The 25,742-nt window shown below is 69.3% G+C and carries 17 protein-coding genes; 11 read left to right on the top strand and 6 right to left on the bottom strand.

What is annotated here, in order from left to right:
- Nucleotides 1-23: 23 nt before the first annotated feature.
- A complete protein-coding gene (locus M0L44_RS05970; RefSeq protein ID WP_252768741.1) occupies nt 24-1,322 on the bottom strand; it encodes a hypothetical protein in 1,299 nt (432 codons plus the stop codon).
- 99 nt (nt 1,323-1,421) lie between these two features.
- Complete coding sequence (locus M0L44_RS05965) at nt 1,422-2,399, bottom strand: GMP reductase (RefSeq protein WP_252768740.1); 978 nt, start codon at nt 2,397-2,399, stop codon at nt 1,422-1,424.
- A gap of 259 nt (nt 2,400-2,658) precedes the next feature.
- Here M0L44_RS05965 and M0L44_RS05960 point away from each other — a divergent pair, with 259 nt between their 5' ends.
- From M0L44_RS05960 to M0L44_RS05950, 3 genes are read left to right on the top strand one after another with little or no spacing between them, the layout of a single operon-like run.
- Nucleotides 2,659-5,073: a UvrD-helicase domain-containing protein gene (locus M0L44_RS05960; protein ID WP_252768739.1), complete on the top strand. Its 2,415-nt coding sequence runs from the start codon at nt 2,659-2,661 to the stop codon at nt 5,071-5,073.
- Between the two features lie 19 nt (nt 5,074-5,092).
- Nucleotides 5,093-7,138 carry a diguanylate cyclase domain-containing protein gene (locus tag M0L44_RS05955; RefSeq protein ID WP_252768738.1) on the top strand — a complete coding sequence of 682 codons (2,046 nt, stop codon included), beginning with the start codon at nt 5,093-5,095 and terminating at the stop codon, nt 7,136-7,138.
- Entirely contained in the window at nt 7,135-9,231 is a 2,097-nt protein-coding gene (locus M0L44_RS05950; RefSeq protein ID WP_252768737.1) for a diguanylate cyclase domain-containing protein, read from the top strand. The genes M0L44_RS05955 and M0L44_RS05950 overlap by 4 nt, the downstream gene beginning before the upstream one ends.
- Before the next feature lie 44 nt (nt 9,232-9,275).
- On the opposite strand, the gene M0L44_RS05945 is transcribed toward M0L44_RS05950, so the two are convergent.
- Genes M0L44_RS05945 through M0L44_RS05930 form a run of 4 tightly spaced genes read right to left on the bottom strand, consistent with a single transcriptional unit; the run spans nt 9,276 to nt 11,688 of the window.
- Nucleotides 9,276-9,491 (bottom strand): hypothetical protein, encoded by a 216-nt coding sequence (locus M0L44_RS05945; protein WP_252768736.1) that lies wholly within the window; start codon nt 9,489-9,491, stop codon nt 9,276-9,278.
- Nucleotides 9,492-9,516: 25 nt separating this feature from the next.
- Nucleotides 9,517-10,308, bottom strand: coding sequence for a BPSS1780 family membrane protein (locus M0L44_RS05940; RefSeq protein WP_252768735.1), 792 nt, complete (start codon nt 10,306-10,308; stop codon nt 9,517-9,519).
- A 4-nt stretch (nt 10,309-10,312) separates the two neighbouring features.
- Complete coding sequence (locus M0L44_RS05935; RefSeq protein ID WP_252768734.1) at nt 10,313-11,281, bottom strand: homoserine kinase; 969 nt, start codon at nt 11,279-11,281, stop codon at nt 10,313-10,315.
- A 47-nt stretch (nt 11,282-11,328) separates the two neighbouring features.
- Nucleotides 11,329-11,688, bottom strand: coding sequence for a hypothetical protein (locus M0L44_RS05930; RefSeq protein WP_252768733.1), 360 nt, complete (start codon nt 11,686-11,688; stop codon nt 11,329-11,331).
- A gap of 39 nt (nt 11,689-11,727) precedes the next feature.
- Here M0L44_RS05930 and polA point away from each other — a divergent pair, with 39 nt between their 5' ends.
- From polA to M0L44_RS05890, 8 genes are all read left to right on the top strand, one after another.
- Nucleotides 11,728-14,493, top strand: a complete 2,766-nt coding sequence (polA, locus tag M0L44_RS05925; RefSeq protein ID WP_252768732.1) for a DNA polymerase I — start codon at nt 11,728-11,730, stop codon at nt 14,491-14,493.
- Nucleotides 14,494-14,773: 280 nt separating this feature from the next.
- On the top strand, nt 14,774-16,939 hold the full coding sequence (locus M0L44_RS05920) for a hydantoinase/oxoprolinase family protein (protein ID WP_252768731.1): 2,166 nt from the start codon (nt 14,774-14,776) through the stop codon (nt 16,937-16,939).
- A gap of 18 nt (nt 16,940-16,957) precedes the next feature.
- Nucleotides 16,958-19,282, top strand: coding sequence for a hydantoinase B/oxoprolinase family protein (locus tag M0L44_RS05915; RefSeq protein ID WP_252768730.1), 2,325 nt, complete (start codon nt 16,958-16,960; stop codon nt 19,280-19,282).
- Nucleotides 19,283-19,325: 43 nt separating this feature from the next.
- Nucleotides 19,326-19,832, top strand: a complete 507-nt coding sequence (locus M0L44_RS05910) for an acetone carboxylase subunit gamma (protein ID WP_252768729.1) — start codon at nt 19,326-19,328, stop codon at nt 19,830-19,832.
- Nucleotides 19,833-19,988: 156 nt separating this feature from the next.
- On the top strand, nt 19,989-21,026 hold the full coding sequence (locus M0L44_RS05905) for a zinc-dependent alcohol dehydrogenase family protein (RefSeq protein ID WP_252768728.1): 1,038 nt from the start codon (nt 19,989-19,991) through the stop codon (nt 21,024-21,026).
- Nucleotide 21,027: 1 nt separating this feature from the next.
- Entirely contained in the window at nt 21,028-22,536 is a 1,509-nt protein-coding gene (locus tag M0L44_RS05900) for an AMP-binding protein (protein ID WP_252768727.1), read from the top strand.
- A 161-nt stretch (nt 22,537-22,697) separates the two neighbouring features.
- Nucleotides 22,698-24,704 (top strand): sigma-54-dependent Fis family transcriptional regulator, encoded by a 2,007-nt coding sequence (locus M0L44_RS05895; RefSeq protein WP_252768726.1) that lies wholly within the window; start codon nt 22,698-22,700, stop codon nt 24,702-24,704.
- Between the two features lie 97 nt (nt 24,705-24,801).
- A complete protein-coding gene (locus M0L44_RS05890; RefSeq protein ID WP_252768725.1) occupies nt 24,802-25,689 on the top strand; it encodes a UDP-2,3-diacylglucosamine diphosphatase in 888 nt (295 codons plus the stop codon).
- The last annotated feature ends 53 nt before the right edge of the window (nt 25,690-25,742 follow it).

Below are 25,742 nucleotides of genomic sequence, written 5' to 3'. Positions count from 1 at the left end.
CAGGGTCCCGGGGGAGCGTCGGCTCAATCGCAGTTGGGCGCTGAGCTCGGTGAGAAGGTCAGCCCGTTGGCGTACTGCAGCGGCTTGGTACCGGCCTTCTCGGGGGGCGGCAGGTCGGGATTGAACTCCTGCCATTGCTGCAGCAGCGGAACAGCCGCGTTGGGAGCCGGCAGCGCGGGCATTTCCAGTCGCGCATCGCGGTAGTAGGCGCTGGCATCGCGGACGGTGTGCGTGGCCTGCAGCAGGCAGGTGAAGCCCGGCGTCGCACCGGTCGAGCCCTTCCAGACACGGATGTTGTCCTGGAAGTTGCTCGCCAGCAGCAGTTGATCACCGCCCAACCAGGAAATCTGGGAGTAGGTGGGCTGGATGCCGGGGTACTGGTCTGCCGAGATCAGCATCCGGGGTTTGCTGGGCCACTGGCGGGTTGCGGCATCCCGGCGGGTGAAGTACAGGTTGCCGGCATCGGTGAAGGTGACGAAGACGTTGCCCGTTGCATCGGTGACCGCGCTGAAGTGGCTGGACATGGGGTCGTTGTCTTCGGTTCCGCTCAGGAACATCGTCGACGAGTTCCAGCCCATGGTGGCCCCGCCCTTGAGCTGACGCTCGGCCCAGAAGATGTCCTTGCCCACGGTGTACACCATGCCGATGCCCCCAGGAATGCTCACCAGTCGGGCGCTTCGCTTGGCTCGGTAGATCGTCTCGTAGGGGCCGACATCACTGAAGGGTTGCAGATAGCCCGCGGCCACCCAGTTCGTCTTGCCGGCCGCGCGGCGGTACACCACGATGCGGGCCGTCTCGACGCCGACGCGGGTGTCCTCTTCCACGTAGGCGACCCAGGTGTTGCCGTTGGCATCGACCGTGAAGCTGGGGTTCACCGCACGGATGTCGGCGCTGGCCCGGGGCAGCTTGCTGACCGTGAATGAAGTCCAGCTCTGGGTGTCCGGGTCATAGGTGGCGGTCGCGTAGCGGATGAAGCCCTGGTTGTCCTGGAAGGCGGTGGTCAGGGTGTTGCCGATCAGGCCGCTGTCAGACACGGCGTCATAGCCGGTGTAACCCAGGTGGCGCTGTTGAACCCAGTTCACCCCGTCATGGGAGGACAGGAGATACAGGCTGGCCTGCGCGCCGCCCTGGGTGCCCAGATTGGCCAGCAGGTGGTAGCGGCCGTCGGCCGTGACCACCATGTGCCGCTGGTGGCGGTAGGAGAACAGGTAGGGCGTACTGCTGACCAGGCTGGTGGACTGCTCTTCGACCGCCGCGTGGGCCGGGAAGGCGAGACCGACGGCGAGGACGGCCGCGCTGAGGAGGGGGATGGCGTACTTCATCCGATCAATGTTGCCTGCAGATACATGTGGCCACCACTTCCGATTGGGGATGGACCGGAACACAAGGCCCCGGTCCCCCCTAGGGTGCCGGTCGTGGCCTCACATCAGCAGGTGCTCGCCCGCGTTCTCGCCGCCCAGAATCACGTAGTTGACCCGGCGCAGATCGGCCAGTTGCTTGCCGCCGGCATAGCTGATCGAGCTTTGCAGGTCCTCCTGCATCTCGCGCAGCGTGTCGGCCAGCCTGCCCTTGACCGGCTCCAGGATGCGCTTGCCTTCGACGTGCTTGTACTCACCCTTGTTGAAGTCCGAGGCCGAGCCGTAGTACTCCTTGTACAGCTTGCCGTCGACTTCCACCGTCTGGCCGGGCGACTCTTCATGGCCGGCGAACAGCGAGCCCACCATCACCATTGCCGCGCCGAAACGCACGCTCTTGGCGATGTCGCCATGGTGGCGGATGCCCCCGTCGGCGATGATGGGCTTGGTGGCCACGCGGGCGCACCACTTCAGCGCGGAGAGCTGCCAGCCGCCGGTGCCGAAGCCGGTCTTCAGCCGGGTGATGCAGACCTTGCCCGGGCCGATGCCCACCTTGGTGGCGTCGGCGCCCCAGTTCTCCAGATCGATCACCGCCTCGGGCGTGCCCACATTGCCGGCGATCACGAAGGCCTGCGGCAGCTTGCCCTTGATGTACTCGATCATCTGCCGCACGCTTTCGGCATGGCCGTGGGCGATGTCGATGGTGATGTAGTCGGCGCCGACGCCGTCGGCCGCCAGGCGGTCGATGATGGCCCGGTCGGCCGGCTTCACGCCCGAGCTGATCGACACGTAGTGGCCGGCCTCGCGCATCTGGCGGGCGAAGGCCACGTTGTCCAGGTCGAAGCGGTGCATCACGTAGAAGTAGCCGTTGGCGGCCAGCCAGGCGGCAATGCGCTCGTCGAGCACCGTCTTCATGTTGGCCGGCACGGCGGGCAGCTTGAAGCGGCGGCCGCCGAACTCCACACTGGTGTCGCACTCTGCACGGCTTTCCACGCGGCACTTGCGTGGCAACAGCAGCACGTTGTCGTAGTCGAAGATGTCCATCTCGAAGCTCCAGGTTGATGGCCAGCGCGTTGAACGCAGTGCGCTGGCATGGGCTGCGAGCGCTTGACCTGGAACCCCGGTGGTGCCGCGAGGGCCGTTCAGCGGGGAACGGTGCGGACACAAGAAACCGGACGCCAGAGTTTGGGCCCGGTGACCGATTCTACGTCAAGGCGGTGACGCGCACGATCCTGAAAAAGCCTGTCGCTTTGAACGGGTGGGGGGCCATCCGGCCGGGGAGGGCGATCCCTACAATGCCGCGATGCAATTCCCGGATGATCCGGAGGCCGAGCGCGCCCCGTCCCTGGTGGACACGGGTGCGCTGCTGCGTGGCCTCAACCCCGAACAGCTGGCGGCGGTGACCCTGCCAGCCGAACCTGCCCTGATCCTGGCCGGGGCCGGCTCGGGCAAGACCCGCGTGCTGACCACCCGCATCGCCTGGCTGCTGCAGACCGGGCAGATCTCGCCCGGTGGCGTCATGGCCGTGACCTTCACCAACAAGGCGGCCAAGGAGATGATGACCCGCCTGGGGGCGATGCTGCCGGTCCATGTGCGCGGCATGTGGATTGGCACCTTCCACGGCCTGTGCAACCGCTTCCTGCGGGCGCACTGGAAGCAGGCGGGCTTGTCGCAAACCTTCCAGATCCTGGACAGCGGCGACAGCCTGTCGGCCGTCAAGCGCGTCATCAAGGCCATGAACCTGGACGAGGAGCGCTTCGTGCCCAAGCAGGTGGCCTGGTTCATCGCCGCTTCCAAGGAAGATGGCCTGCGCCCCGGCGACGTGCCGGTGCACGATGGCCAGACCCAGAAAATGGCCGAGATCTACCAGGCCTACCAGGACCAGTGCGAGCGCGAGGGCGTGGTCGACTTCGCCGAGCTGCTGCTGCGCACCTACGAGCTGATGCGCGACGACGCGCATCTGCGTGAGCATTACCAGCGCCGTTTCCGCCACATCCTGGTCGACGAGTTCCAGGACACCAACCGCCTGCAGTACCTGTGGCTGAAGATGTTCGCCGGCCCGCACACCGCGGTGCTGGCGGTGGGCGACGACGACCAGAGCATCTACGCCTTCCGCGGCGCCCAGGTCGGCAACATGAGCGACTTCGAGCGCGAGTTCCGCGTCAAGAAGGTCATCAAGCTCGAGCGCAACTACCGCAGTTACGGCAACATCCTGGACGCGGCCAACGCGTTGATCGCCCACAACAGCCGGCGCCTGGGCAAGAACCTGCGCACCGAAGCGGGGCCCGGCGAGCCCGTGCGGGTGCAGGAAAACGCCAGCGACTTCAACGAGGCCCAGTGGGTGCTGGAAGAAGCCCAGCAGTTGCACCGCGGCGGCATGGCGCGCCACGAGATCGCCATCCTCTACCGCAGCAACGCCCAGTCGCGGGTGATCGAATCGGCGCTGTTCAACGCCGGCATTCCCTACCGCGTCTACGGCGGCATGCGCTTCTTCGAGCGGGCCGAAGTCAAGCATGCGCTGGCCTACCTGCGCCTGATCGAGAACTGCCACGACGACACCAGCTACCTGCGGGTGGTCAATTTCCCGACCCGCGGCATCGGCGCCCGCACGCTGGAACAGCTGCAAGACGCCGCCCGGCAGAGCGGCCGCAGCCTGTGGCAGAGCGTGGGCGCGGTGGGTGGCAAGGGGGGCGCCAACCTGGCGGGCTTCAACGCGCTGATCGACGGCATGCGCAACGAGACCCTGGGCCTGACGCTGCGCGAGATCATCGAGCACATGCTGCACCGCTCCGGGTTGGTGGACTTTTACCGCACCGAGAAGGAAGGCGCCGACCGCATTGAGAACCTGGAAGAACTGGTCACTGCGGCCGAGGCCTTTGTCACCCAGGAGGGCTTCGGCAAGGACGCCGTGGCGCTGCCGGTGGACGAACTCGGCCCGGGCAGCATCGCCGCACCGCGCTCGCCCGACGTGCCCGAGGCGCCCGCGCCGGTGGATCTGACGCCTGACGCCGAGACTGGCGAGATCATGAGCCCGCTGGCGGCCTTTCTGACCCATGCGGCCCTGGAGGCCGGTGATAACCAGGCACAGGCCGGCCAGGACGCCATCCAGCTGATGACCGTTCACTCGGCCAAGGGGCTGGAATTTGACGCGGTGTTCATCACCGGGCTGGAGGAAGGGCTGTTCCCGCACGAGAACGCACTGTCCGACGGCGATGGGCTGGAGGAGGAGCGGCGGCTGATGTACGTGGCCATCACCCGGGCCCGCCAGCGCCTGTACCTGAGCTTCAGCCAGACGCGGATGCTGCACGGTCAGACCCGCTACAACGTCAAGAGCCGCTTCCTGGACGAACTGCCCGAGAGCGCCCTGAAATGGCTCACGCCCCGCACCCAGGGCTTTGGCTCGGGTTTTGCAAGGGACTATCAGGCGGCCTGGCAGCGCGGCAGCGGGCTGGGCTCCATGGTGGGGGCCGGGCGGCGCAACGCCGGCTGGCAGCCTGCGGCCGAGCCGCCGGTGCCCGCCACCATGAAGGCGGCGGCCGCCGAGGCCGCCGGGCATGGGCTCAAGGTGGGGCGGTCGGTGTTCCACGCGAAATTTGGCGAAGGAGTGGTGGTGACCTTGGAAGGATCAGGCCCCGATGCGCGGGCCCAGGTGAACTTCGGACGGCATGGCGCCAAATGGCTGGCACTGTCGATCGCCAAGCTCACGCCCATCGACTGAAGGTCCGTTCGCCACCGCCGTGAGCCCCGCCGCCTTTTCGCGCGCGTCCCGCGCGCCCCTGGTCCGATTCCTGAGCCTGCTGTGTCTCATGCTGGGCGGAGGGGCTGCGGCCTGGGCGGTTGAACCGGTGGTGCGCCCGGGCGACGACCTGGCCCTGCTGGAGTACGAGGCGCGGGCCCATCCGGCCGATGCTGTTCGCAAACTCGAAGCGCTGCTGAGCCAGGAGGCGGCGCACTCGCCCCGGCGGTTGGAGATCCTGCGGCTGATGACCGGCCTGCGCATCTCGCTGGCGCAGCCCGAGGCGGCGGAGTCTCTGCTGCAACAGGTGCGTGAGCTCGCCCGCCAGGGGCCGGTGGCCCTGCGGCGCGATGCCGAAGTGGCCAGCAGCTGTCTGCAGGGTGACCTGGCGCGCCTGCAGGGCTCACTGACCCGGGCCGATGAGCCGCTGGAAGAAGCCATGCGTCTGCTGGACGCTGGCACGGCAGTGCCCATCCACATGTCCTGCCTGGTGATCCACTCCTCGGTGGAGGAGAACCTGGGCCACTTCGACGAGGCCGCGCGTCTGACCCAACAGGCCCTGCGTCTGGTGGACCGGGGGCAACCCTGGCGCCGCAGCGAACTGCTCAGCGGCCTGGCTTACATCTACCTGCGGGCCGGACAGCGCGAGCGGGCCCGCCACCTGAACGACGAGGCCAAGGTGCTGGCGCAGGCGAACGAGGACTGGGTCTCGCTGTCGGAGGCCACGACGGTGGAGTCCATCCTGCTGACCGACGAGGGCAAGGAGATGCAGGCCCTGCAGTCGCTGAGCCAGTCGATCCAGTACGCGCGGCAGGCCGGGGATCAGTTGAGCGTGGCGATGGGCCTGGCCAACCTGAGCGACCACTACCTGCGCCAGGGCGACTACCGGCAGGCCTACGCCCAGGCCCAGCAGGCGCTGCCCCTGGCCCGGCAGTTGCGATCCAGCGAGGTCGAGCAGCTGGCCGACTTCAACACCGGGCTGGCGCTGATCGCCATGCGCCGCAAGGACGAGGGCCTGCCGCTGGTGCGTGAGGTCTTGGACCAACAGCGGCGTGCCGACGAGGTGGTGCCGCAGGCCGAGGCCCTGGCCGACCTGGCGCACTACCTGGAGAAGGCAGGCTATCTCTCCGAAGCCCTGCAGGTCTACCGCGAGCACCGTGCCATGTCGGAGCAGGCCTTCCAGCGCAGCCAGCAGAAGGCGCTGGTGGAGCTGCAGGAGAGCTTCGACGCCGAGCGTCGCAAGCACGAGCGCAGCCTGCTGACCGACGACAACCAGCTCAAGGAAGAGGCCCTGCGCCAGACCGAGCTGCGTTTCAAGCTCTGGGCCCTGGTGATGGCGGGGGTGGGCATGGCGGTGCTGCTGCTGGCCCTGCTGCACCGCCGGATGAAGGCCGCGCAAAAGGCGCTGCACAGCGTCAACGAGCGCCTGAAGGTGCAGAGCGAGCAGGACCCGCTGACCGGTCTGGCCAACCGCCGGCATTTCCAGCGCCTGATGGCCCAGGGTGAGGACGCCGGTGGCACGCTCTACCTGCTCGACCTGGACCACTTCAAGCGCATCAACGACAACTTCGGCCATGCCGGCGGAGATGCCGTGCTGATCGAGGTTGCGCGCCGCCTGCAGGCGGTGCTGCGCGAGGAAGATGTCGTCGTCCGCTGGGGGGGCGAGGAGTTCATGATCCTGGTGCCCGGCGAGGGGGGGGAGCCGGCGGAGTTGCTGGCCCAGCGCCTGCTGACCGCACTGGCGTCCTTGCCGGTGGTGGTCGGCCCGGACCGCGTGGCGGTCACGGCCTCGATCGGCTTTGGCAGCTTCCCGTTGCAACCCCAGCAGTTGGACGTGCCCTGGTCCATGGCCATCGATCTGGTGGACGCGGCCATGTACATCGCCAAGACCCAGGGCCGCAACCGCGCGGTGGGCATCCGGCGGATGACCGCCTGCGATCTGGACATGGTGGCCCGCCAGATGCAGGACCTGGAGGCCGTGTGGCGCCGGGACGAGGCGCAGCTGGTCGAGATCCACGGGCCGGATGTGGTGGGGCAGACCGAATGAGTGGCCTGGCTTTCCACCGACGGCTGGGTGGGCGGCTGCTTCTGCAGGCGGTCCTGTGGCTGGTGGGCGTTAGCGCCGCAGGGGCGGTGCCGGTGTTCCAGCTCGGGGAAGGCGGACTGGGCCGCGCCCTGAGCGATGTCTCGGACGAGTGGCTCAACCGCGGCGAAGACCAGCCCGAGGCGGTGCTGGCCGAGCTGGAGCAGGCGCCACCCCCCGCTGGCGGCGTGTCCGTGATCGAATGGCAGCGGATGCGGGCCCGCACCCGTGGTCTGGTGGCCGCACGGTCGGGCATGGAGGACGACGTGCGTCGCGCCCTCGACACGCTCGAGTCCCTGGCGGCCGACGGCTTGGCCGATGCCCGTTTTCGGGCGGAGCTGCGCGGGGACCAGGCCCTGATCCAGGCCGTGCTGCAGGACCTGCTCGGCCATCCGGGCGAGGCCACCCGCCAGGGCCGGCTGGGCGACCAGTCCTACGACCAGGCCTGTGGCTCACGTCAACCAGCGACCGATTGCGACTACCGGGCCTGGTGGCGCACGCTGCACCTGCAGGCCCAGCGTGCCGAGGTCCGTGGCGATCTGGTGGACGCACTGAACCTGGCAGAACGGGCCCACGCCGTGGCCGAGCGCGGGGGCGATCCGGGGCTGGAAGCCTGGAGCCTGGCGATGCAGGCGGTCTTCCAGCAGGCGCTCAGCCATGTGGACCAGGCCCGTGCGCTGATCGCCCTGGCCGACCGGGTGGCCCGGCGTCATGGGGACACCCGCTCGCTCATCTGGGTGCGTTTTGCCGAGGCCCGCCTGGCGCTGGAGGGTGGGGATCCCACCACCGCGCTTCGGCTGATGCAGCAGTGCCTGCGGCTGGCCGAGACCTTGCATTCACCCCGGCTGGAGGCGCGCATTCTGCCCAGCCTGAGCGACCTGCTGCGGCGCGCAGGGCAGCCCCGCGAAGCCCTGCAGGCGGTGGAGCGTGCCTATCCGGTGTTGCGGCGGCACCATGAACTGCGCGGCCAGCCCACCCTGCTGCACAACGGGGGCCTGGCGAAGATGCAGCTCGGCCAGGTGGCCCAGGGGCGTGCCGACATGGAGGCCGCCCTGAAGCTGTGGGAAGCCACCGGTGCCCGCGCCGCCATGCGGGTGGCCCTGCAGGAAGGCTCCGATGCACTGGCCGCGCAAGGGGACGTGCGCGGCGCCCTGGAGCTGCTGCACCGCGAACAGGCCCTGCGCGCCGAGATCAATGCCGACAACCAGGCGGCCATCCTGGCGCAGATGCGGGCCACCTACCGCACCGAGGCCGAGCGCCGCGAGCTGGACCTGCTGGAGCGGGAAAACGCCCTGCGCTCGTCCCACCTGCAGACGCAGACCTTGATCGAGCGGATCTGGGTGGCGGCCATCGTGCTGCTGGGGCTGGCGGCCGGCGTGGTGGGCATGCTGGCGCTGCGCGCGCGCGACGCCACCCGCCGCCTGCGCCACAGCGAGGCCCTGCTGAGGGTGCAGAGCGAGCGGGACCCCCTGACCGGCCTGGCCAACCGCCGGCATTTCCGCGAGGTGCTGGCCACCCGCGGCGGTGCGGCCTTCCGCGGCGCGCTGCTGCTGGTGGATGTGGACCACTTCAAGCGCATCAACGACGAGTTCGGGCACCCCGCGGGCGATGCCGTGCTGATCGAGGTGGCCCGCCGACTGGACGGATCGGTGCGTGCCGGAGACATCGTCTGCCGCTGGGGCGGGGAGGAGTTCCTGATCTTCGCCCCGGACCTGCAGGGCGAGGCCCTGGACGCGCTGGCGCTGCGGGTGCTGCGTGCGCTGGGGGACGAGTCCATCGCCCTGGACGCCGGTCGTTTCCTGCCGGTGTCGGCCTCGCTGGGCTATGCCGCCTTCCCCTTGCCGGTGCACCAGGTGGCGCTGGGCTGGGAGCGTGCGGTCAACCTGGTGGACATGGCGCTCTACACGGCCAAGTCCATGGGGCGCGACCGCGCGGTGGGGATCCAGTCGGTGTCGGTGACCGACCCCCTGGCGTTGCAGTCCCTGGAGGCCGACTTTGAAGCGGCCCGGCTGGCGGGCGAGGTGGAACTGCAGGTGTCGCTGCGCCGCGACTACTGACTACTGAGCGAACCGGCGCGGCATCCGCAGCGCTCGGGCTGGGCTCAGGGGGCCGGCTTGTCGCCGCCGCTGACCGCGTCGATCCCGGCGCCCACCGCCTTGCCGGTGACCGTGATGCCGGTGCTCACCACGCTGGCGCCCACCGAGATGACCGCACCTGTGGCCGCCCCCGCCACTTCGACGACCGCGCAGCCCCCCAGGGCGCACAGGCAGCCTGTCGCCAGGATCGGGACCAAAAGAGCAGAGAAACGTCGGGACATGGCGAGAACCTCGTGGCAGTCGGGGTCACTCCGCCTGGCCGAAGCTGTCGCGGAAGGTGAAGAACAGGGACACATAGTAGGCGGAGGTCAGCGCCAGGGCCAGCGGCATCGACAGCAGGCCCATCAGCGAGGTGCCGCCCAGCAACACCATCAGCAGGCTCAGGACCACGCCGGTGAGCATCATCAGCCCCATCCAGCCCAGGCCGTAGACCAGCAAGGCGCTGCGGCAGCGCCACAGGGCCAGCACGCTGGAGAACATGGCCTGTGCCGGCGATTGGCCCACCCAGCAGACCAGCGCCGGGGCATGCCAGAAAGGCATGCTCAGCAGCAAGGTCACGGTGACCCGGGCCAGCATCCCGGCCATCACGCCGGGGGCGTCGGCCAGGCGCTGCAACTCGTCCGGGTCGGCGTTTCGGCTCACGCCCTGCATGAGCTCGTCCACCCCGCCGCGGTCGAACAGGTTGCAGGCCATCAGCAGCACCAGCGTCAGGAAGGCGTAGCCCAGGGCCAGGGTGAGCAGACCGCGGCGACGCTCCACCGGCAGATGCCGCCAGGGTGCCACGAAGACCGACAGCGAGGGCCGCACGCCGCGCAGGCTGGCGGCAGTGGCCATCATGTAGGCCAGCGTCAGCAGCGGGATGCCGGCCAGCACCAACACCTCGCCAAAGCCCGGCAGCAGCGACACGATGGCGCCCACCAGCATGAAGGCCATGAACAGGGCGGTGTAGCTCAGCGGGTGGCGCACGAACTCCTGCAGGCCTTGCCGCACCCACACCAGCCCCTGCGAGGCTGGCACCGTCTTGAGAATCAGTGCCATGCGGTCAGACGTCGGCGTGCCAGGGGCGCTCGGCGGCGTCGCGCAGCACGCGTTCAAAGTGGGCCGGGTCCTTGGGCTGGAGCAGGCTGGCCTCGCGCGGCAAGTGCCAGTCGGACAGGCGCGAAAGCCAGAAACGCAGCGCCGCGGTGCGACGCAGGGCCGGCAGCAGGCGCAGCTCGGTGCCCGAGAGCGGACGCTCGGCCTGGTAGGCGCGCACCAGCGCCTCGGCGCGCGGCAGGTCCAGCCGGCCACTGTCCAGGTCGACGCACCAGTCGTTGAGCACCACCGCCAGGTCGAAGACGAAAGTGTCGGTGCCAGCGAAGTAGAAGTCGAACACACCGCTCAGGCGCTCGCGGCCGGGCAGGCCGGCGAACATCGCGTTGTCGCGGAACAGATCGGCGTGGACGGCCCCGCTGGGCAGGCCCTGGTAGGCCGCGCTGGCGTGCAGCTCGCGCTGGTGGGCCATCTCCTGGTCCAGCAGGGTTGCATCGGCCGGCGCCAGATGCGGGCGCACCACCGGGGCGGTGGCCTCGCGCCAGGGCAGGCCGCGCAGGTTGGGCTGCTGCAGCGGGAAGTCGGCCACCGCCCGGTGCATGCGGGCCAGCACGCCGCCCAGTTCGCGGCAGTGGTGCAGGTCCGGCGCGTCCAGGCTCTCGCCCTGCAGACGGTTGACCAGTGCGGCGGGCTTGCCCGCCACCGTCTGCACCAGCCCGCCCTGGGCATTGGCCCGGGGCTCGGGCACCGGCAGGCCGCGCTGGGCCAGGTGCTGCATCAGGCGCAGGTAGAAGGGCAGCTGATCGTGCGACAGGCGCTCGAACAGCGTCATCACCCAGTCGCCCTCGGGCGTGGTGACGAAGTAGTTGGTGTTCTCGATGCCGCTGCCGATGGGCTGCATCTCGACCAGCGGGCCCAGACCCAGCTGCGCAAGCAGCGAGCCGGCCTGTTCGGCGCTGACCTCGGTGTAAACCGCCATGAATGCTTGGAATGAAAGGAGTGGGGAACCGGGCGCGCAGCCGCGGCTCAGAAATCCAGCTTCAGCCAGACGCGCTGGCCGGCGGACTTGTCGTCCTGCGGCAGCTTGCCACCCTGGGGCGGCACGATGTCATAGGCCGGCAGGCCGGGGATCTTGGGGTGCACGGTGATGCGCTGGGTCTGGCCGCGCACGCGCAACTCCTCGATGCGGACGTTGTCGTCCTCGGTCACCACATGCAGCACCTGGGGTTCAGGCACCTTGCTGCCCGGTGCCGGGGTGTCCGTCACGGGCAGCGCGGGCAGTTCGGCAGCAGCCGGCGCCGAGGCCGCCGCGGGGGCGGTCTGGGCCAGGCCGGCACTGCCGATGAGCAGGCCCGCGAGCAGGGTGGGCAGGGAGAGGGCGTTCATGGGGTGTTGATTCTACGGAAGCAAGCACAATCCGCTTCCATGAGCGAGAAGATCCTGCTGCTGGTCGATGGTTCCAGCTACCTGTACCGTGCTTTTCATGCCATGCCCGACCTGCGTGGCCCGGATGGTTTTCCGACCGGTGCCATCCATGGCATGGTCAACATGATGAACTGGCTGCGCGAGCAGGTGCCGGCCGAGCATGCCGTGTGCGTGTTCGACGCCAAGGGCCCTACCTTCCGCGACGCGTGGTATCCCGAGTACAAGGCCCAGCGTGCGCCCATGCCCGAGGACCTGCGGGCCCAGATCGAGCCCATCCACGAGGCGGTGCGCCTGCTGGGCTGGCCGGTGCTGGAGGTGCCCGGCATCGAGGCCGACGACGCCATCGGCACGCTGGCCCGGGTGGGCGCTGAGAGCGGCCACACCGTGGTGATCTCCACCGGCGACAAGGACCTGGCCCAGCTGGTGACGCCGCAGGTGACCCTGATCAACACGATGGCCAAGCCGCCCGAGCGCCTGGACGTGGCGGGGGTGACCGAGAAGTTCGGCGTGCCGCCCGACCGGATCATCGACTACCTGACCCTGGTCGGCGACACGGTGGACAACGTGCCCGGCGTGCCCAAGGTCGGCCCCAAGACCGCGGTCAAGTGGATCCAGGAACACGGCTCGCTGGACGGCGTGATCGCCGCGGCCGAGCAGATCAAGGGCGTGGCGGGCGAGAACCTGCGGGCCACCCTGGGCTGGCTGCCGATGGGCCGCCAGCTCATCACCGTCAAGACCGACTGCGAGCTGGGGGCCCAGGTGCCGGCCTGGCCGGCGCTGGGCGCCCTGGCCCTGCGCGCGCCCGACCAGGACGGGCTGGTGGACTTCTACACCCGCTACGGCTTTCGCAGCAGCCTGCGCGCCCTGGGCCAGCCGGTGCCAGCCGCCGCCTCGGCGAGCCCTGTCGCCGCGGGCGAGGCCTCTGCGGGTGAGGTCGCCGCACCCCCGGCGCCCGTGCTGGCACGCGAGTACCAGACCCTTACCAGCTGGGAACAGCTGGACGACTGGATCGCCCGCCTGAAGGCCGCGCCGCTGACCGGGCTGGACACCGAGACCGATTCGCTGGACCCGATGCGTGCGCGCATCGTCGGCATCAGCTTCGCGGTGGAGCCCGGCCGGGCTGCCTATGTGCCGACCGGCCATGACTACCCGGGCGCGCCGGACCAGCTGCCGCTGGCCGAGGTGCTGACGCGCCTGCGCCCCTGGCTGGAAGACGCCAGCGCGGCCAAGCTGGGCCAGAACATCAAGTACGACCTGCATGTGTTCGAGAACCACGGCATCCGGGTGCAGGGCTATGTGCACGACACGCTGCTGGAAAGCTATGTGCTGGAGGCCCACAAGCCGCACAGCCTGGAGAGCCTGGCCGATCGCCACCTGGGTCGCCACGGCCTGAGCTACGAGGACCTGTGCGGCAAGGGCGCCAACCAGATCTCCTTCTCGCAGGTGGACGTGGAGCGCGCCAGCACCTACAGCGGCGAGGACAGCGAGATGTGCGTGCAGGTGCATGACACGCTGTGGCCGCAGCTGCAGGCCGAGCCGGGCCTGCGGCGCGTCTACGCCGAGATCGAGATGCCCACGGTGGCGGTGCTGCAGCGCATCGAACGCCATGGCGTGCTGATCGACCCGGCCCGGCTGGCGGCCCAGAGCCAGCAGTTGGCCGAGCGCATGATCGCGCTGGAGCAGGAGGCCTACGCCATCGCCGGCCAGCCCTTCAACATGGCCAGCCCCAAGCAGATCGGCGAAATCCTGTTCAACCGCCTGGGCCTGCCGGTCAAGAAGAAGACCGCCACCGGCGCCCCGTCGACCGACGAGGAGGTGCTGCAGGAGCTGGCAGCCGACTACCCGCTGCCGGCCAAGCTGCTGGAGCACCGCAGCCTGGCCAAGCTCAAGGGCACCTACACCGACAAGCTGCCCGGCATGATCAACCCGGCCACCGGCCGGGTGCACACCAACTACGCGCAGGCGGTGGCCGTCACCGGGCGGCTGTCGAGCAACGAGCCGAACCTGCAGAACATCCCCATCCGCACGCCCGAGGGCCGGCGGGTGCGCGAGGCCTTCATCGCTCCGCCGGGCCATGTGATCGCCAGCGCCGACTACTCGCAGATCGAGCTGCGCATCATGGCCCACATCAGCGGCGACCCGGGCCTGAACAAGGCCTTTGCCGAGGGCATGGACGTGCACCGGGCCACCGCCAGCGAGGTTTTCGGCATCCCGCCCGAGGCGGTCACGCCCGAGCAGCGGCGCTATGCCAAGACCATCAACTTCGGCCTGATCTACGGCATGGGTGCCTTCGGTCTGGCGCAGAGCCTGGGCATCGACCAGAAGGCGGCCAAGAACTACATCGACCGCTACTTCGAGCGCTTTGCCGGCGTGAAGCGCTACATGGAGGCCACCAAGGAGCGGGCCCGCGAGCGCGGCTATGTCGAGACCGAGTTCGGACGGCGCATCGTGCTGCCGGAGATCAAGGGCGGCAGCGGCCCGCGCCGCGCCGGCGCCGAGCGCCAGGCCATCAACGCGCCGATGCAGGGCACCGCGGCCGACCTGATCAAGCTGGCGATGATCGCGGTGCAGCAGGCGCTGGATGCCGAGGGCCGCGCCACCCGCATGGTGATGCAGGTGCACGACGAACTGGTCTTCGAGGTGCCCGAGGCCGAGGTGGACTGGGTGCGCGAGGCCGTGCCGCGTCTGATGGCCGGCGTGGCGTCCTTCAGCGTGCCCCTGGTGGCCGAGGTGGGCTTCGGGCCGAGCTGGGAAGCGGCGCACTGAGCCCCCCGACCACGCCCGGCCATTGACTGGGCGCGACGTTCGATTCCGCGCCGTCCGGCCGGAAATCGAACGCCCGCGGTGGCGCCCCTCGGCGCTGCCGCAGTGCAGCATCCCTCGGGGTCTTCACCAGGGGCGCTGAACAAAATCAAGCACTTGCCGCGGGGCCGCCGGAAGGCCGTCCGCCGTGGCATGGGCACTGCAATGAGCTTGGCGAGGCCGCAGCCGCGGACCTCCGGCGACCGGAACACCGGCGTCGCATCCGACAGATGGAGACAAGCTCATGCAACTGCAGCAATCCAAGGTGCAGGTGATGGGCATCGATGCCGGGGGCACGATGACCGACACCTTCTTCGTCCGCGAGGACGGCCGCTTCGTGGTGGGCAAGGCCCAGAGCAACCCGGCCGACGAATCGCTGGCCATCTTCAACTCCTCGCGCGACGCGCTGGCCCACTGGCAGCGTGACGTGGACGACGTCTACCCCGAGCTGGTGACCTGCGTCTACTCCGGCACCGCCATGCTCAACCGGGTGGTGCAGCGCAAGGGCCTGGACGTCGGCCTGATGGTCAACAAGGGCTTCGAGCATGTGCACTCGATGGGCCGGGCCATCCAGAGCTACCTGGGCTATGCGCTGGAGGAGCGCATCCACCTGAACACCCACCGCTACGACCAGCCGCTGGTGCCGCTCAAGCGCACCCGTGGCGTGACCGAGCGCACCGATGTGCAGGGTCAGGTGGTGATCCCGCTGCGCGAGCCCGAGGTTCGCCAGGCCACCCGCGAGCTGGTGGCCGCCGGCGCCAAGGCCATCGTGATCTGCCTGCTGCAGTCGCACAAGAACGGCACCAGCGAGCGCCGGGCGCGCGACGTCTGCCGCGAGGAGCTGCAGGCCATGGGGGTGGACCTGCCGGTGTTCGCCTCGGTGGACTACTACCCGCAGCGCAAGGAAAGCCACCGGATGAACACCACCATCCTGGAGGCCTACGCGGCCGAACCTTCGCGCCAGACGCTCAAAAAGGTCAGCGACCGCTTCAAGAAGCACGGCGCCAAGTTCGACCTGCGGGTGATGGCCACGCACGGCGGCACCATCAGCTGGAAGGCCAAGGAGCTGGCGCGCACGATCGTGTCCGGTCCGATCGGCGGGGTGATCGGCTCCAAGCTGCTGGGCGAGGCCCTGGGCGACGAGAACATCGCCTGCTCCGACATCGGGGGCACCAGCTTCGACATGGCGCTGATCACCAAGGGCAGCTTCGCCATCGCCTCCGACCCGGACATGGCCCGCCTGGTGCTCTCGCTGCCCCTGGTGACCATGGACTCGGTGGGCGCGGGCGCCGGCAGCTTCGTGCGGCTGGACCCGTACAGCGGCGCCATCAAGCTGGGGCCGGACAGCGCGGGTTACCGCGTGGGCACCTGCTGGCCCGAAAGCGGGCTGGACACGGTGTCGGTCTCCGACTGCCACGTGGTGCTGGGCTACCTCAACCCCGACAACTTCCTGGGCGGCGCCATCCAGCTGGACGTGAATCGCGCCCGCCAGCACATCAAGGCCCAGATCGCCGATCCGCTGGGCCTGTCGGTGGAGGACGCCGCGGCCGGGGTGATCGAGCTGCTGGACCTGCAGCTGCGGGAGTACCTGCGCTCCAACGTCAGCGCCAAGGGCTACAGCCCGACCGACTTCGTCTGCTTCAGCTACGGCGGCGCCGGCCCGGTGCACACCTACGGCTACACCGAGGGCCTGGGCTTCAAGGACGTGGTGGTGCCGGCCTGGGCCGCGGGCTTCTCGGCCTTCGGCTGCGCCTGCGCGGACTTCGAGTACCGCTACGACAAGAGCGTGGACCTGGCCGTGCCGCAGGACGCCAGCGACGGCGAGAAGGCCCAGGCCTCGGCCACCATCCAGCAGGCCTGGAGCGAGCTGGCCGGCAAGGTCATCGAGGAGTTCCGCATCAACGGCTTCGAGGCCAAGGACGTGATCCTGCGGCCGGGCTACCGCATGCAGTACATGGGCCAGCTCAACGACCTGGAGATCGATTCGCCGGTGTCCTCGGCCGCCACCGCGGAGGACTGGGAGAAGATCGTCACCGCCTTCGAAACCACCTACGGCCGGGTCTATGCCAGCTCGGCGCGCTCGCCGGAGCTGGGCTTCTCGGTCACCAGCGCCATCATGCGCGGCATGGTGGTCACCCAGAAGCCGGTGCTGCCGGAAGACCCCATCGGCGAGGCCACGCCGCCCGCCGCCGCCCGCCTGGGCACCCGCAAGCTCTACCGCCACAAGGAATGGTACGAGGCGGTGATCTGGAAGATGGAAGCGCTCAAGGCCGGCAACGAGATCTTCGGCCCGGCCATCATCGAATCGGATGCCACCACCTTCGTCGTGCCCAAGGGCTTTGCGACGACGCTGGACAAGCACCGCCTGTTCCACCTGCGCGAAGTCGGCCACGACGGCCAGACCCTGTGACGCCCAAGGAGACACACCATGAACATGATGACGCAACGTGAACTGGGCCGTGCCGACCTGCTGGGCACCGGCCAGACCCTCAAGGAATTCCGCGACGGCATCCTGGCCCGCACCGCGGCCACCGGCCACTACAACGGGCTGGAACACCTGGAACTGCGCGAGCGCGACCCCATCGGCTACGAGAAGCTGTTCTCCAAGCTGCGCGGCGGCCTGGTCCATGCGCGCGAGACGGCCAAGAAAATCGCCGCCAGCCCGATCGTCGAGCAGGAGGGCGAGCTCTGCTTCACCCTCTACAACGCCGCGGGCGACTGCATCCTGACCTCCACCGGGATCATCATTCACGTCGGCACGATGGGCGCGGCGATCAAGTACATGATCGAGAACAACTGGGAGGCCAACCCCGGCATCCACCCGGGCGACATGTTCACCAACAACGACTGCGCGATCGGCAACGTCCATCCCTGTGACATCGCCACCATCGTGCCCATCTTCCACGACGGCAAGCTGATCGGCTGGGTCGGCGGCGTGACCCACGTGATCGACACCGGTGCGGTGACGCCTGGCTCCATGTCCACCGGTCAGACCCAGCGCTTCGGCGACGGCTACATGATCACCTGCCGCAAGACCGGGGTGAACGACACGCCGCTGCGCGACTGGCTGCACGAGAGCCAGCGTTCGGTGCGCACACCCAAGTACTGGATCCTCGACGAGAAGACCCGCATCGCCGGTTGCCACATGGTGCGCCAGCTGGTGGAGGACACCATCGCCGAGGAAGGGCTGGAGACCTACGAGAAGTTCGCCTACGAGGTGATCGAGGAGGGCCGCCGCGGCCTGGCCACCCGCATCAAGGCGATGACGCTGCCGGGCATCTACCGCAAGGTGGCCTTCGTCGACGTGCCCTACGCCCACCCGGACGTGCAGACCTCGAACGCCTTCGCCAAGCTCGACTCCATCATGCATGCGCCGGTGGAGATGGAGATCCGCCGCGACGGCAGCTGGCGGCTGGATTTTGAAGGCGCGAGCCGCTGGGGCTGGCACAGCTACAACGCCCACCAGGTGGCCTTCACCAGCGGCATCTGGGTGATGATGACCCAGACCCTGGTGCCCACCCAGCGCATCAACGACGGCGCCTACTACGGCACCGAGTTCCACATGCCCAAGGGCGGCTGGAACAACCCGGACGACCGGCGCACCGGCCACGCCTACGCCTGGCACTTCCTGGTCAGCGCCTGGACGACGATGTGGCGCGGTCTGTCGCAGGCCTACTTCAGCCGCGGCTACCTGGAAGAGGTCAACGCGGGCAATGCCAACACCAGCAACTGGCTGCAGGGCGGCGGCATCAACCAGGACGGTGAGGTGCACGCGGTCAACAGCTTCGAGGCCAGTTCCTGCGGCACCGGCGCAGGCGCCATCAAGGACGGCCTGAACCACGCGGCCGCCATCTGGAACCCCGAAGGCGACATGGGGGACATCGAGATCTGGGAGATGGCCGAGCCGCTGCTCTACATGGGGCGCAACGTCAAGGCCAACTCGGGCGGCTACGGCCAGTACCGTGGCGGCAACGGCTTCGAGACCCTGCGCATGGTCTGGAAGGCCCAGGACTGGACGATGTTCTTCATGGGCAACGGCTACATGAACAGCGACTGGGGCCTGATGGGCGGCTATCCCTCGGCCACTGGCTACCGCTTCGAGGCCCACCACACCGGGCTGATGGAGCGCATCGCCCGTGGCGAAAGCCTGCCGCTGGGCGGCGACGCCAACCCGGACCTGCCCGACTACGAGAACCACCTGGGTCCGCAGGCCACCGTCAAGCGCGACCACCAGTGCATGACCACCGAAGACTGCTATGCCAACGGTGACCTGTACCTGAACTACCTGCGCGGTGGTCCGGGCTTCGGCGACCCGCTGGACCGCGAGGTGGCGGCCATCGTGGACGACCTGGACAACGGCTTCCTGCTGCCCGAATACGCCCGCCGTGTCCACGGCGTGGTCGCCACCCGCCATCCGGATGGCTCCTGGCAGGCCGACGAGAAGGCCACGGCGCTGGAGCGGCTGAACATCCGTCAGCAGCGCAAGGCCCGTTCGGTGCCCACGCAGGAATGGATGAAGCGCGAGCGCGAACACATCCTGGCCAAGGAGGCGTCGCTGCAGGTGCAGCACATGTTCGCCACCAGCTTCGGCCTGTCCAAGAAGTTCGAGCAGCAGTTCCGCGACTTCTGGGACCTGCCGGTCAGCTGGACCCTGAAGGAAGACGAGCTGAGCGTGCCGTCCTATGGCGCCAACTGCCGCATGGACCTCTCGGCCATGCCCGACGTGCGCGTCGTCACCCTGGTGCAGGAGTGAGCCCGGCTCACCCCCCCCCAACGATTCACAGGAGATTCCACCCATGTCCACCTACACCCCGGAACAGGTCCGCAAGCTGGTCGACGGCAAGCTCGACTGGGACACCGTGCTGCGCATGCTGTCCATGCCCAAGGACGGCGAGCGCTTCGCGCTCTACCTGCAGGCCCTGCAGGACAAGCTCGGCTGGAGCGACCGCATCGTGCTGCCGCTGGGCCCGCATCTGCACATCGTGCAGCGGGCGCAGGACCAGCGCTGGCTCATCCAGTGCGACTGCGGCCATGCCTTCTGCGACTGGAACCAGAACTGGAAGCTGCATGCCAACCTCTATGTGCGTGACACCGAGGACGCCATGACCGAGGTCTACCCCAAGCTGATGGCGCCCGACACCGCCTGGCAGGTCTACCGCGAGTACACCTGCCCGCAGTGCGGTACGCTGCACGACGTGGAGGCACCGACGCCGTGGTACCCGGTGGTCCACGACTTCGAGCCCGACATCGACGCGTTCTACCAGGAGTGGGTCAAGCTGCCCCTGCCGGCACGCTCCAACTGAGTGGGGGTGTCCGCCGCGGCCCAGCCAGAACCGGCCGGCCCGCGGCGGTGCCTCACACGGTGCCACCCGATCACAGAGGTCCCCATGTGCCAGGTGTGCGAATCAGGGTTTTGGACGGGCTTCTTCCCACGCAGTGAAGGGGACATGGAGAACACGATGAAAGCATTGGTCTATGGCGGTCCCGGCCAGAAGGCGCTCACCGAAGTGCCCAAGCCGACGCTGCAACAACCGGGCGATGCGTTGGTGCGCATCACCCACACCACGATCTGCGGCACCGACCTGCACATCCTCAAGGGTGACGTGCCCACCTGCCTGCCTGGCACCACGCTGGGCCACGAGGGCGTGGGCGTGATCGAGGCGGTGGGCAGCGCGGTGAGCAACTTCCACGTGGGCGACCACGTGCTCATCTCCTGCATCAGCAGCTGTGGCAAGTGCGCCTTCTGCCGCAAGGGCATGTACTCGCACTGCACCACCGGTGGCTGGATCCTGGGCAATACCATCGACGGCACCCAGGCCGAGTACGTGCGCATTCCGCACGCCGACACCAGCCTGTACGCCATTCCGCCGGAAACCAGTGAGGAAGCGCTGGTGATGCTCAGCGACATCCTGCCCACCGGCTTCGAGTGCGGCGTGCTCAATGGCAAGGTGGCGCCGGGTGGCACCGTGGCCATCGTGGGTGCCGGGCCGATCGGCCTGGCGGCCCTGCTGACCGCGCAGTTCTACTCGCCCTCGCGCATCATCATGATCGACCTGGACGACAACCGGCTGCAGGTGGCGCTGGGCTTTGGCGCGACCGATGCCGTCAATAGCGGCAAGGGTTCCGCGGTGGACGCGGTGATGGCGCTGACGGATGGTCTGGGCGTGGACACGGCCATCGAGGCGGTGGGCATCGCCCCGACCTTTGAACTGTGCCAGGGCATCGTGGCCGCGGGCGGGACCATCGCCAACGTCGGCGTGCACGGCCACAAGGTGGATCTGCACCTGGAAACACTGTGGGCGCGCAACATCGCCATCACCACCCGGCTGGTGGACACCGCCAGCACCGACATGCTGCTCAAGACCGTGGTGGCGAGGAAGCTCGACCCGGCCCGGCTGATCACCCACCGCTTCACGCTCGACGACGTGATGGCGGCCTACGAGACCTTCGGGCAGGCGGCGCAGTCCAAGGCGCTGAAGGTCATCATTTCGCCCTGAGATGAACCTCGCTCTGCTCCTGCAACGCGCCGCGGCGCAAACCCCCGACGCGCCTGCGGTGCTGCAGGGATCCGCCGTGCGCTGGCGCTATGGCGAATGGGCCCAGCGCTGCGCCCGTCTGGCCGGCGGCCTGCGGGCGCAGGGCCTGCAGCCCGGGGACCGGCTGGCCGTCTGGATGCACAACCACCCGGACGGCCTGAGCCTGATGTGGGCCGCCTGGTGGGCCGGTCTGGTGCTGGTGCCCCTCAATGCCAAGCTGCACCCGCGCGAGGCCGAGTGGATCCTGCAGCACAGCGGGGCCCGCCTGGTGGTGACGGATGCTGAGAACGGCGCGGACCTGCAGGCCCCCTGCGCGCACTGGACGCTGGAGGAGTCGGCCTGGCAGCAGGCCCTGCAGGCGCCGGCGCTGCCGCTGACAGCGCGCGAGGGCGACGACCTGGCCTGGCTGTTCTACACCAGCGGCACCACCGGCCGGCCCAAGGGGGCGATGCTGGGCCACCGGCAGTTGCGCAGCATGGCGCTGGGTTACACCGCGGACGTGGACGGCATCGACCCGCAGGACGCCTGCGTCTATGCCGCGCCCTTGTCGCACGGGGCCGGGCTGTATGCGGTGCCGCAGGTGATGGCCGGAGCGCGCCATGTGCTGCCCGCCAGCGGCGGTTTCGACGAGGCCGAGTTGTTCGCGCTGGCCGGCAGCGTGGGCCGGCTCAGCCTCTTCGCCGCCCCGACCATGGTGCGGCGCCTGGTGGAGCATGCGCGGGCGAACGGCCTGGACGGCACGGGCTTCAAGACCATCGTCTACGGCGGCGCGCCCATGTACGCGGCTGACATTGAGCGCGCGCTGGCGCAGCTCGGGCCGCGCTTCGTGCAGATCTACGGCCAGGGCGAGAGCCCGATGACCATCACCGTGCTGGGGCGGGGGCCGCTGGGCGACACCGCGCACCCGCGGCGGGCCGAGCGACTGGCCTCGGTGGGCGTGGCCAATGTGGCGGTGCAGGTGCGGGTGATCGATGGGCACGGCCAGGCTTGCCCGGTGGGGCAGGCCGGCGAGGTGCAGGTGCGCGGCGACACGGTGATGCAGGGCTACTGGCAGGACCCCGAAGCCACGGCGCGGGCCCTGCGGGAGGGCTGGCTGAGCACCGGCGACATCGGGGCCTTCGACGCCGACGGCTTCCTGACCCTGCTCGACCGCAGCAAGGACGTGATCATCAGTGGCGGCTCCAACATCTATCCCCGCGAGGTGGAGGAGGTGCTGCTGCGGGACCCGGGCGTGGCCGAGGTTTCCGTCATCGGCGTGCCCGACGAAGAATGGGGCGAGGCCGTGGCCGCCTTCGTGGCGCCTCGGCCGGGAGCCTGTCTCGACCCGCAGACCCTGGATGCGCTGTGCCTGTCCCAGCTGGCGCGCTTCAAGCGGCCGCGGCATTACCGCATGCTGGAGAGCCTGCCCAAGAACGCTTACGGCAAGGTGTTGAAGACCGCACTGCGGGCAGCATGGCTTGGCAGGGCCTGAATCCGCAGGGGCGGCACCCGGTTTGCCGGCCCGGGGGCTGCGGGTACTCCTGGGGACCCTTCGCCCTCACGCAGACCTACGATCACGTGCGCGCGGTGGTCTGAGTCCGAGTCCTTCTGCTTTGACCCGCCATTCCCGTCGTTGCTCCGAACCCGGTGCCCATGTTCTCCAACCCTCGCAACGAACTCGTGGTGTCCCAGGCCTGGCAGACCCTGCTCGAGGGAGGGGCACTGCCGCAAGGGGCCGTGCGGGCCCTGGTCGACCAGTCCTGGCAGCGCTGCGCCCAGGCCCGTGTCGATCCGCTGCGGCAGCGCGGGGCCCAGCCGGTCTCCGAGCAGGATCTCTACCTGCTGCAGGAGCGTCAGAAGGACCTGCTGGAGGCAGCCTCCACGGTGATGGCGTGCGCGCGGGACTACCTGGTCGAAACCGGCACGCTGATGGCCCTGAGCGATGCCCACGGCACCATCCTCGTCACCGAGGGAGACCACCCGGCGCTGAATGCGGCCGAAGCCATTGCGTTGGTCCCCGGCGTGGGGTGGAGCGAACTGGATTGCGGCACCAATGCGATCGGCACCGCGCTGGCGGCCCAGCGGCCGGCCCAGATCCACGCGACGGAGCACTTCTGCGCCGGCATCCAGGGCTGGACCTGCTCGGCCGCGGTGATCCGCCACCCGCTGGATGGTGAACTGCTGGGCACGCTCGATGTGTCCGGGCTGGCGGGCACCTACCAGCGGCAGAGCCTGGCGTTCGTGATCAACACCGCCAGCCGCATCGAGGCCCGGTTGGCCATGGTCGAGATGGAGCGTCGCTACCGCCTGCTGGACCATGCGCTGGGCCGCTGGTCGGCCGACGGCCAGGATGCGATGGTGCTGTTCGACCGGCGCGGCTGTCCGATCAAGGCCAGCGCCCAAGCCCAGCGGGCCATCGAGGCCCTGGGGGGCGGGCTGGACCTGACCGGCCAACTGCGGGTGCCGGCCTTGCTGGCCGGCCGTTGGCGGCGTGGCATGCTGCCCGCGGGGCTGCCGGCCTGGCTGCGCGGCGAATGGCTTGAACCGCTGGTGGTGCGCGGCGAGCAACTTGGCACGCTGCTGGTGCTGCCCGGCCGGAGCTCTGGTGGTGCCCACGGCGCCCGCGGCGCGGCGAGGGCGGCCCAGGTGGCCGAGGTCACCACCCTGGTGCCGCGCGCGGCCGCCGGCTTCGAATCCGTGCTGACCCGCGATCCGGCCATGCGGGCCCTGCTGGACAAGGCCCGCGTGCTGGCGGCCTCGCAGGCGCCGGTGCTGCTGCAGGGCGAGACCGGCGCCGGCAAGGAGGCCTTCGCCCGCGGCCTGCACGGCGGGCGCGGCGGCGCCTTCGTGGCGCTGAACTGCGGTGGCCTCTCGCGCGAGTTGCTGGCCAGCGAGCTTTTCGGCTATGCCGAAGGCGCCTTCACCGGGGCGCGCAAGGGCGGCATGGTCGGGAAGATCGAGGCGGCCGAAGGCGGCACGCTCTTCCTGGATGAACTGGGCGAGCTGCCGCTGGACATGCAGCCCCAGCTGCTGCGGGTGCTGGAGCAGGGCACCCTGTACCGCCTGGGCGAAACCGAGCCCCGCCAGGTGCGCTTTCGCTTGGTGGCCGCCACCCACCGCGACCTGCGCCAGGAGGTCGCCGCCGGCCGCTTCCGCATGGACCTGTACTACCGCATCGCGGTCACGCGCTTGCAGCTGCCGCCGCTGCGCGAGCGCCGGCAGGACATCCCTCTGCTGGCCGCGGCCTTTCTTCAGCGCTTCCGGGCCGAGCAGGGGCAGGCCGTCGAGACCCTGTCCGATGAGGTGCTGGCGGCCCTGGCCGGCCATGCCTGGCCTGGCAATGTGCGCGAGCTGCGCAATGTGATCGAGGCGGCGGTGCTGATGCGCCCGGACGGGCCCCTGCGGGCCATCGACCTGGGGCTGGACGAGCTGGGGCCGGACGACCCGGGCGAGTCGATCGGTGGGGGCGACGGGGCGGGGCCCATGGCCTGGGGCGACAGCCTGGCCGAAGGCGAGGAGGCCCAGATCAGCCGTGCCATCGCGGGCTGCGGTGGCAACCTCACGCTGGCGGCCCGGCGTTTGGGCATCGCCAAGAGCACGCTCTACGCCAAAATGCGCCGCTATGGCTTGCGCCGGGCCAGCGGGGCCCCGTCCCACTGACGGCTTCGGGGGATCGCCGCCTGGGCGGGCCGGGCGTCATGCGGGCGTCACCGGGTCGTCACCGGCGGGTCATTGCAGGGCCCCAGCATGAGGGCTCATGCAGACCCCCACGCCCCTCCCGCCCGCCGGATCGGCGCATGACGCGCCGGACGCCCAACGCTTCCGCGCGATCTGGATCTCCGACATCCACCTGGGCACGCCAGGCTGCCAGGCCGAGGCGCTGCTGGACTTCCTCAAGCACACCGAGAGCGACCTGCTCTACCTGGTGGGCGACATCATCGATGGCTGGCAGCTGCGCCGCAGCTGGTACTGGCCGCAGGCGCACAACGACGTGGTGCAGAAGATCCTGCGCAAGGCCCGCAAGGGCACCCGGGTGATCTATGTGCCCGGCAACCATGACGAGTTTGCCCGCAAATACCTGGAGCACAGCTTCGGCGGGGTCGAGGTGGCGCACGAATGGGTGCATCAGCGGGCGGATGGCAAGCGTTTCTGGATCACCCACGGCGATCTCTTCGACGGCGTGATCCAGCACGCCAAGTGGCTGGCCTACGTGGGCGACTGGGCCTACGAGTTCACGCTCAAGCTCAACGCCTGGCTCAACCGGCTGCGCGGCCGCCTGGGCCTGCCGTACTGGAGCCTGTCCAAGTACCTCAAGCTCAAGGTCAAGCGGGCGGTCAGCTTCATCGGCGACTACGAGCGCGCGGTGGCCCGCGAGGCCCGCAAGCGCGAGGTGGACGGCGTGGTCTGCGGCCACATCCACCACGCCGAGCTGCGCGAGATCGACGGGCTGATCTACGCCAACGACGGTGACTGGGTGGAGAGCCTGACGGCCCTGGTGGAGCATCCCAACGGCAGGATGGAGCTGCTGGACTGGTCGGCGCTGGCGCGGCCCTATGGCGCGGCGGCTGCCGTGCGTGGCGAGCCGGCCGAGGCCGACGAGCCGGTGGCGCCACTGCCGGTGCCTATCGCCGCCCGGCGCGTTTGATCCGACCGGAATCCCCCTGCGAAAGGATGTGGACCGGGCCGCAGCAGGCGGCC

The organism is Ideonella oryzae, from assembly GCF_024055665.1.
GTDB classification, from domain to species: domain Bacteria; phylum Pseudomonadota; class Gammaproteobacteria; order Burkholderiales; family Burkholderiaceae_C; genus Ideonella; species Ideonella oryzae.
The sequence above is the reverse complement of the archived record's forward strand: the minus strand, read 5'-3'. Positions and strand labels throughout refer to the sequence as shown.

Bases quoted from the DNA above. Each gene is read 5' to 3' on its own strand.
- M0L44_RS05910 (WP_252768729.1), top strand. From the start codon at position 19,326: ATGTCCACCTACACCCCGGAACAGGTCCGCAAGCTGGTCGACGGCAAG.
- M0L44_RS05905 (WP_252768728.1), top strand. From the start codon at position 19,989: ATGAAAGCATTGGTCTATGGCGGTCCCGGCCAGAAGGCGCTCACCGAA.
- M0L44_RS05900 (WP_252768727.1), top strand. From the start codon at position 21,028: ATGAACCTCGCTCTGCTCCTGCAACGCGCCGCGGCGCAAACCCCCGAC.
- polA (WP_252768732.1), top strand. From the start codon at position 11,728: ATGAGCGAGAAGATCCTGCTGCTGGTCGATGGTTCCAGCTACCTGTAC.
- M0L44_RS05960 (WP_252768739.1), top strand. From the start codon at position 2,659: ATGCAATTCCCGGATGATCCGGAGGCCGAGCGCGCCCCGTCCCTGGTG.
- M0L44_RS05950 (WP_252768737.1), top strand. From the start codon at position 7,135: ATGAGTGGCCTGGCTTTCCACCGACGGCTGGGTGGGCGGCTGCTTCTG.
- M0L44_RS05970 (WP_252768741.1), bottom strand. From the start codon at position 1,322: ATGAAGTACGCCATCCCCCTCCTCAGCGCGGCCGTCCTCGCCGTCGGT.
- M0L44_RS05915 (WP_252768730.1), top strand. From the start codon at position 16,958: ATGAACATGATGACGCAACGTGAACTGGGCCGTGCCGACCTGCTGGGC.
- M0L44_RS05930 (WP_252768733.1), bottom strand. From the start codon at position 11,688: ATGAACGCCCTCTCCCTGCCCACCCTGCTCGCGGGCCTGCTCATCGGC.
- M0L44_RS05945 (WP_252768736.1), bottom strand. From the start codon at position 9,491: ATGTCCCGACGTTTCTCTGCTCTTTTGGTCCCGATCCTGGCGACAGGC.
- M0L44_RS05920 (WP_252768731.1), top strand. From the start codon at position 14,774: ATGCAACTGCAGCAATCCAAGGTGCAGGTGATGGGCATCGATGCCGGG.
- M0L44_RS05965 (WP_252768740.1), bottom strand. From the start codon at position 2,399: ATGGACATCTTCGACTACGACAACGTGCTGCTGTTGCCACGCAAGTGC.
- M0L44_RS05895 (WP_252768726.1), top strand. From the start codon at position 22,698: ATGTTCTCCAACCCTCGCAACGAACTCGTGGTGTCCCAGGCCTGGCAG.
- M0L44_RS05935 (WP_252768734.1), bottom strand. From the start codon at position 11,281: ATGGCGGTTTACACCGAGGTCAGCGCCGAACAGGCCGGCTCGCTGCTT.
- M0L44_RS05940 (WP_252768735.1), bottom strand. From the start codon at position 10,308: ATGGCACTGATTCTCAAGACGGTGCCAGCCTCGCAGGGGCTGGTGTGG.
- M0L44_RS05890 (WP_252768725.1), top strand. From the start codon at position 24,802: ATGCAGACCCCCACGCCCCTCCCGCCCGCCGGATCGGCGCATGACGCG.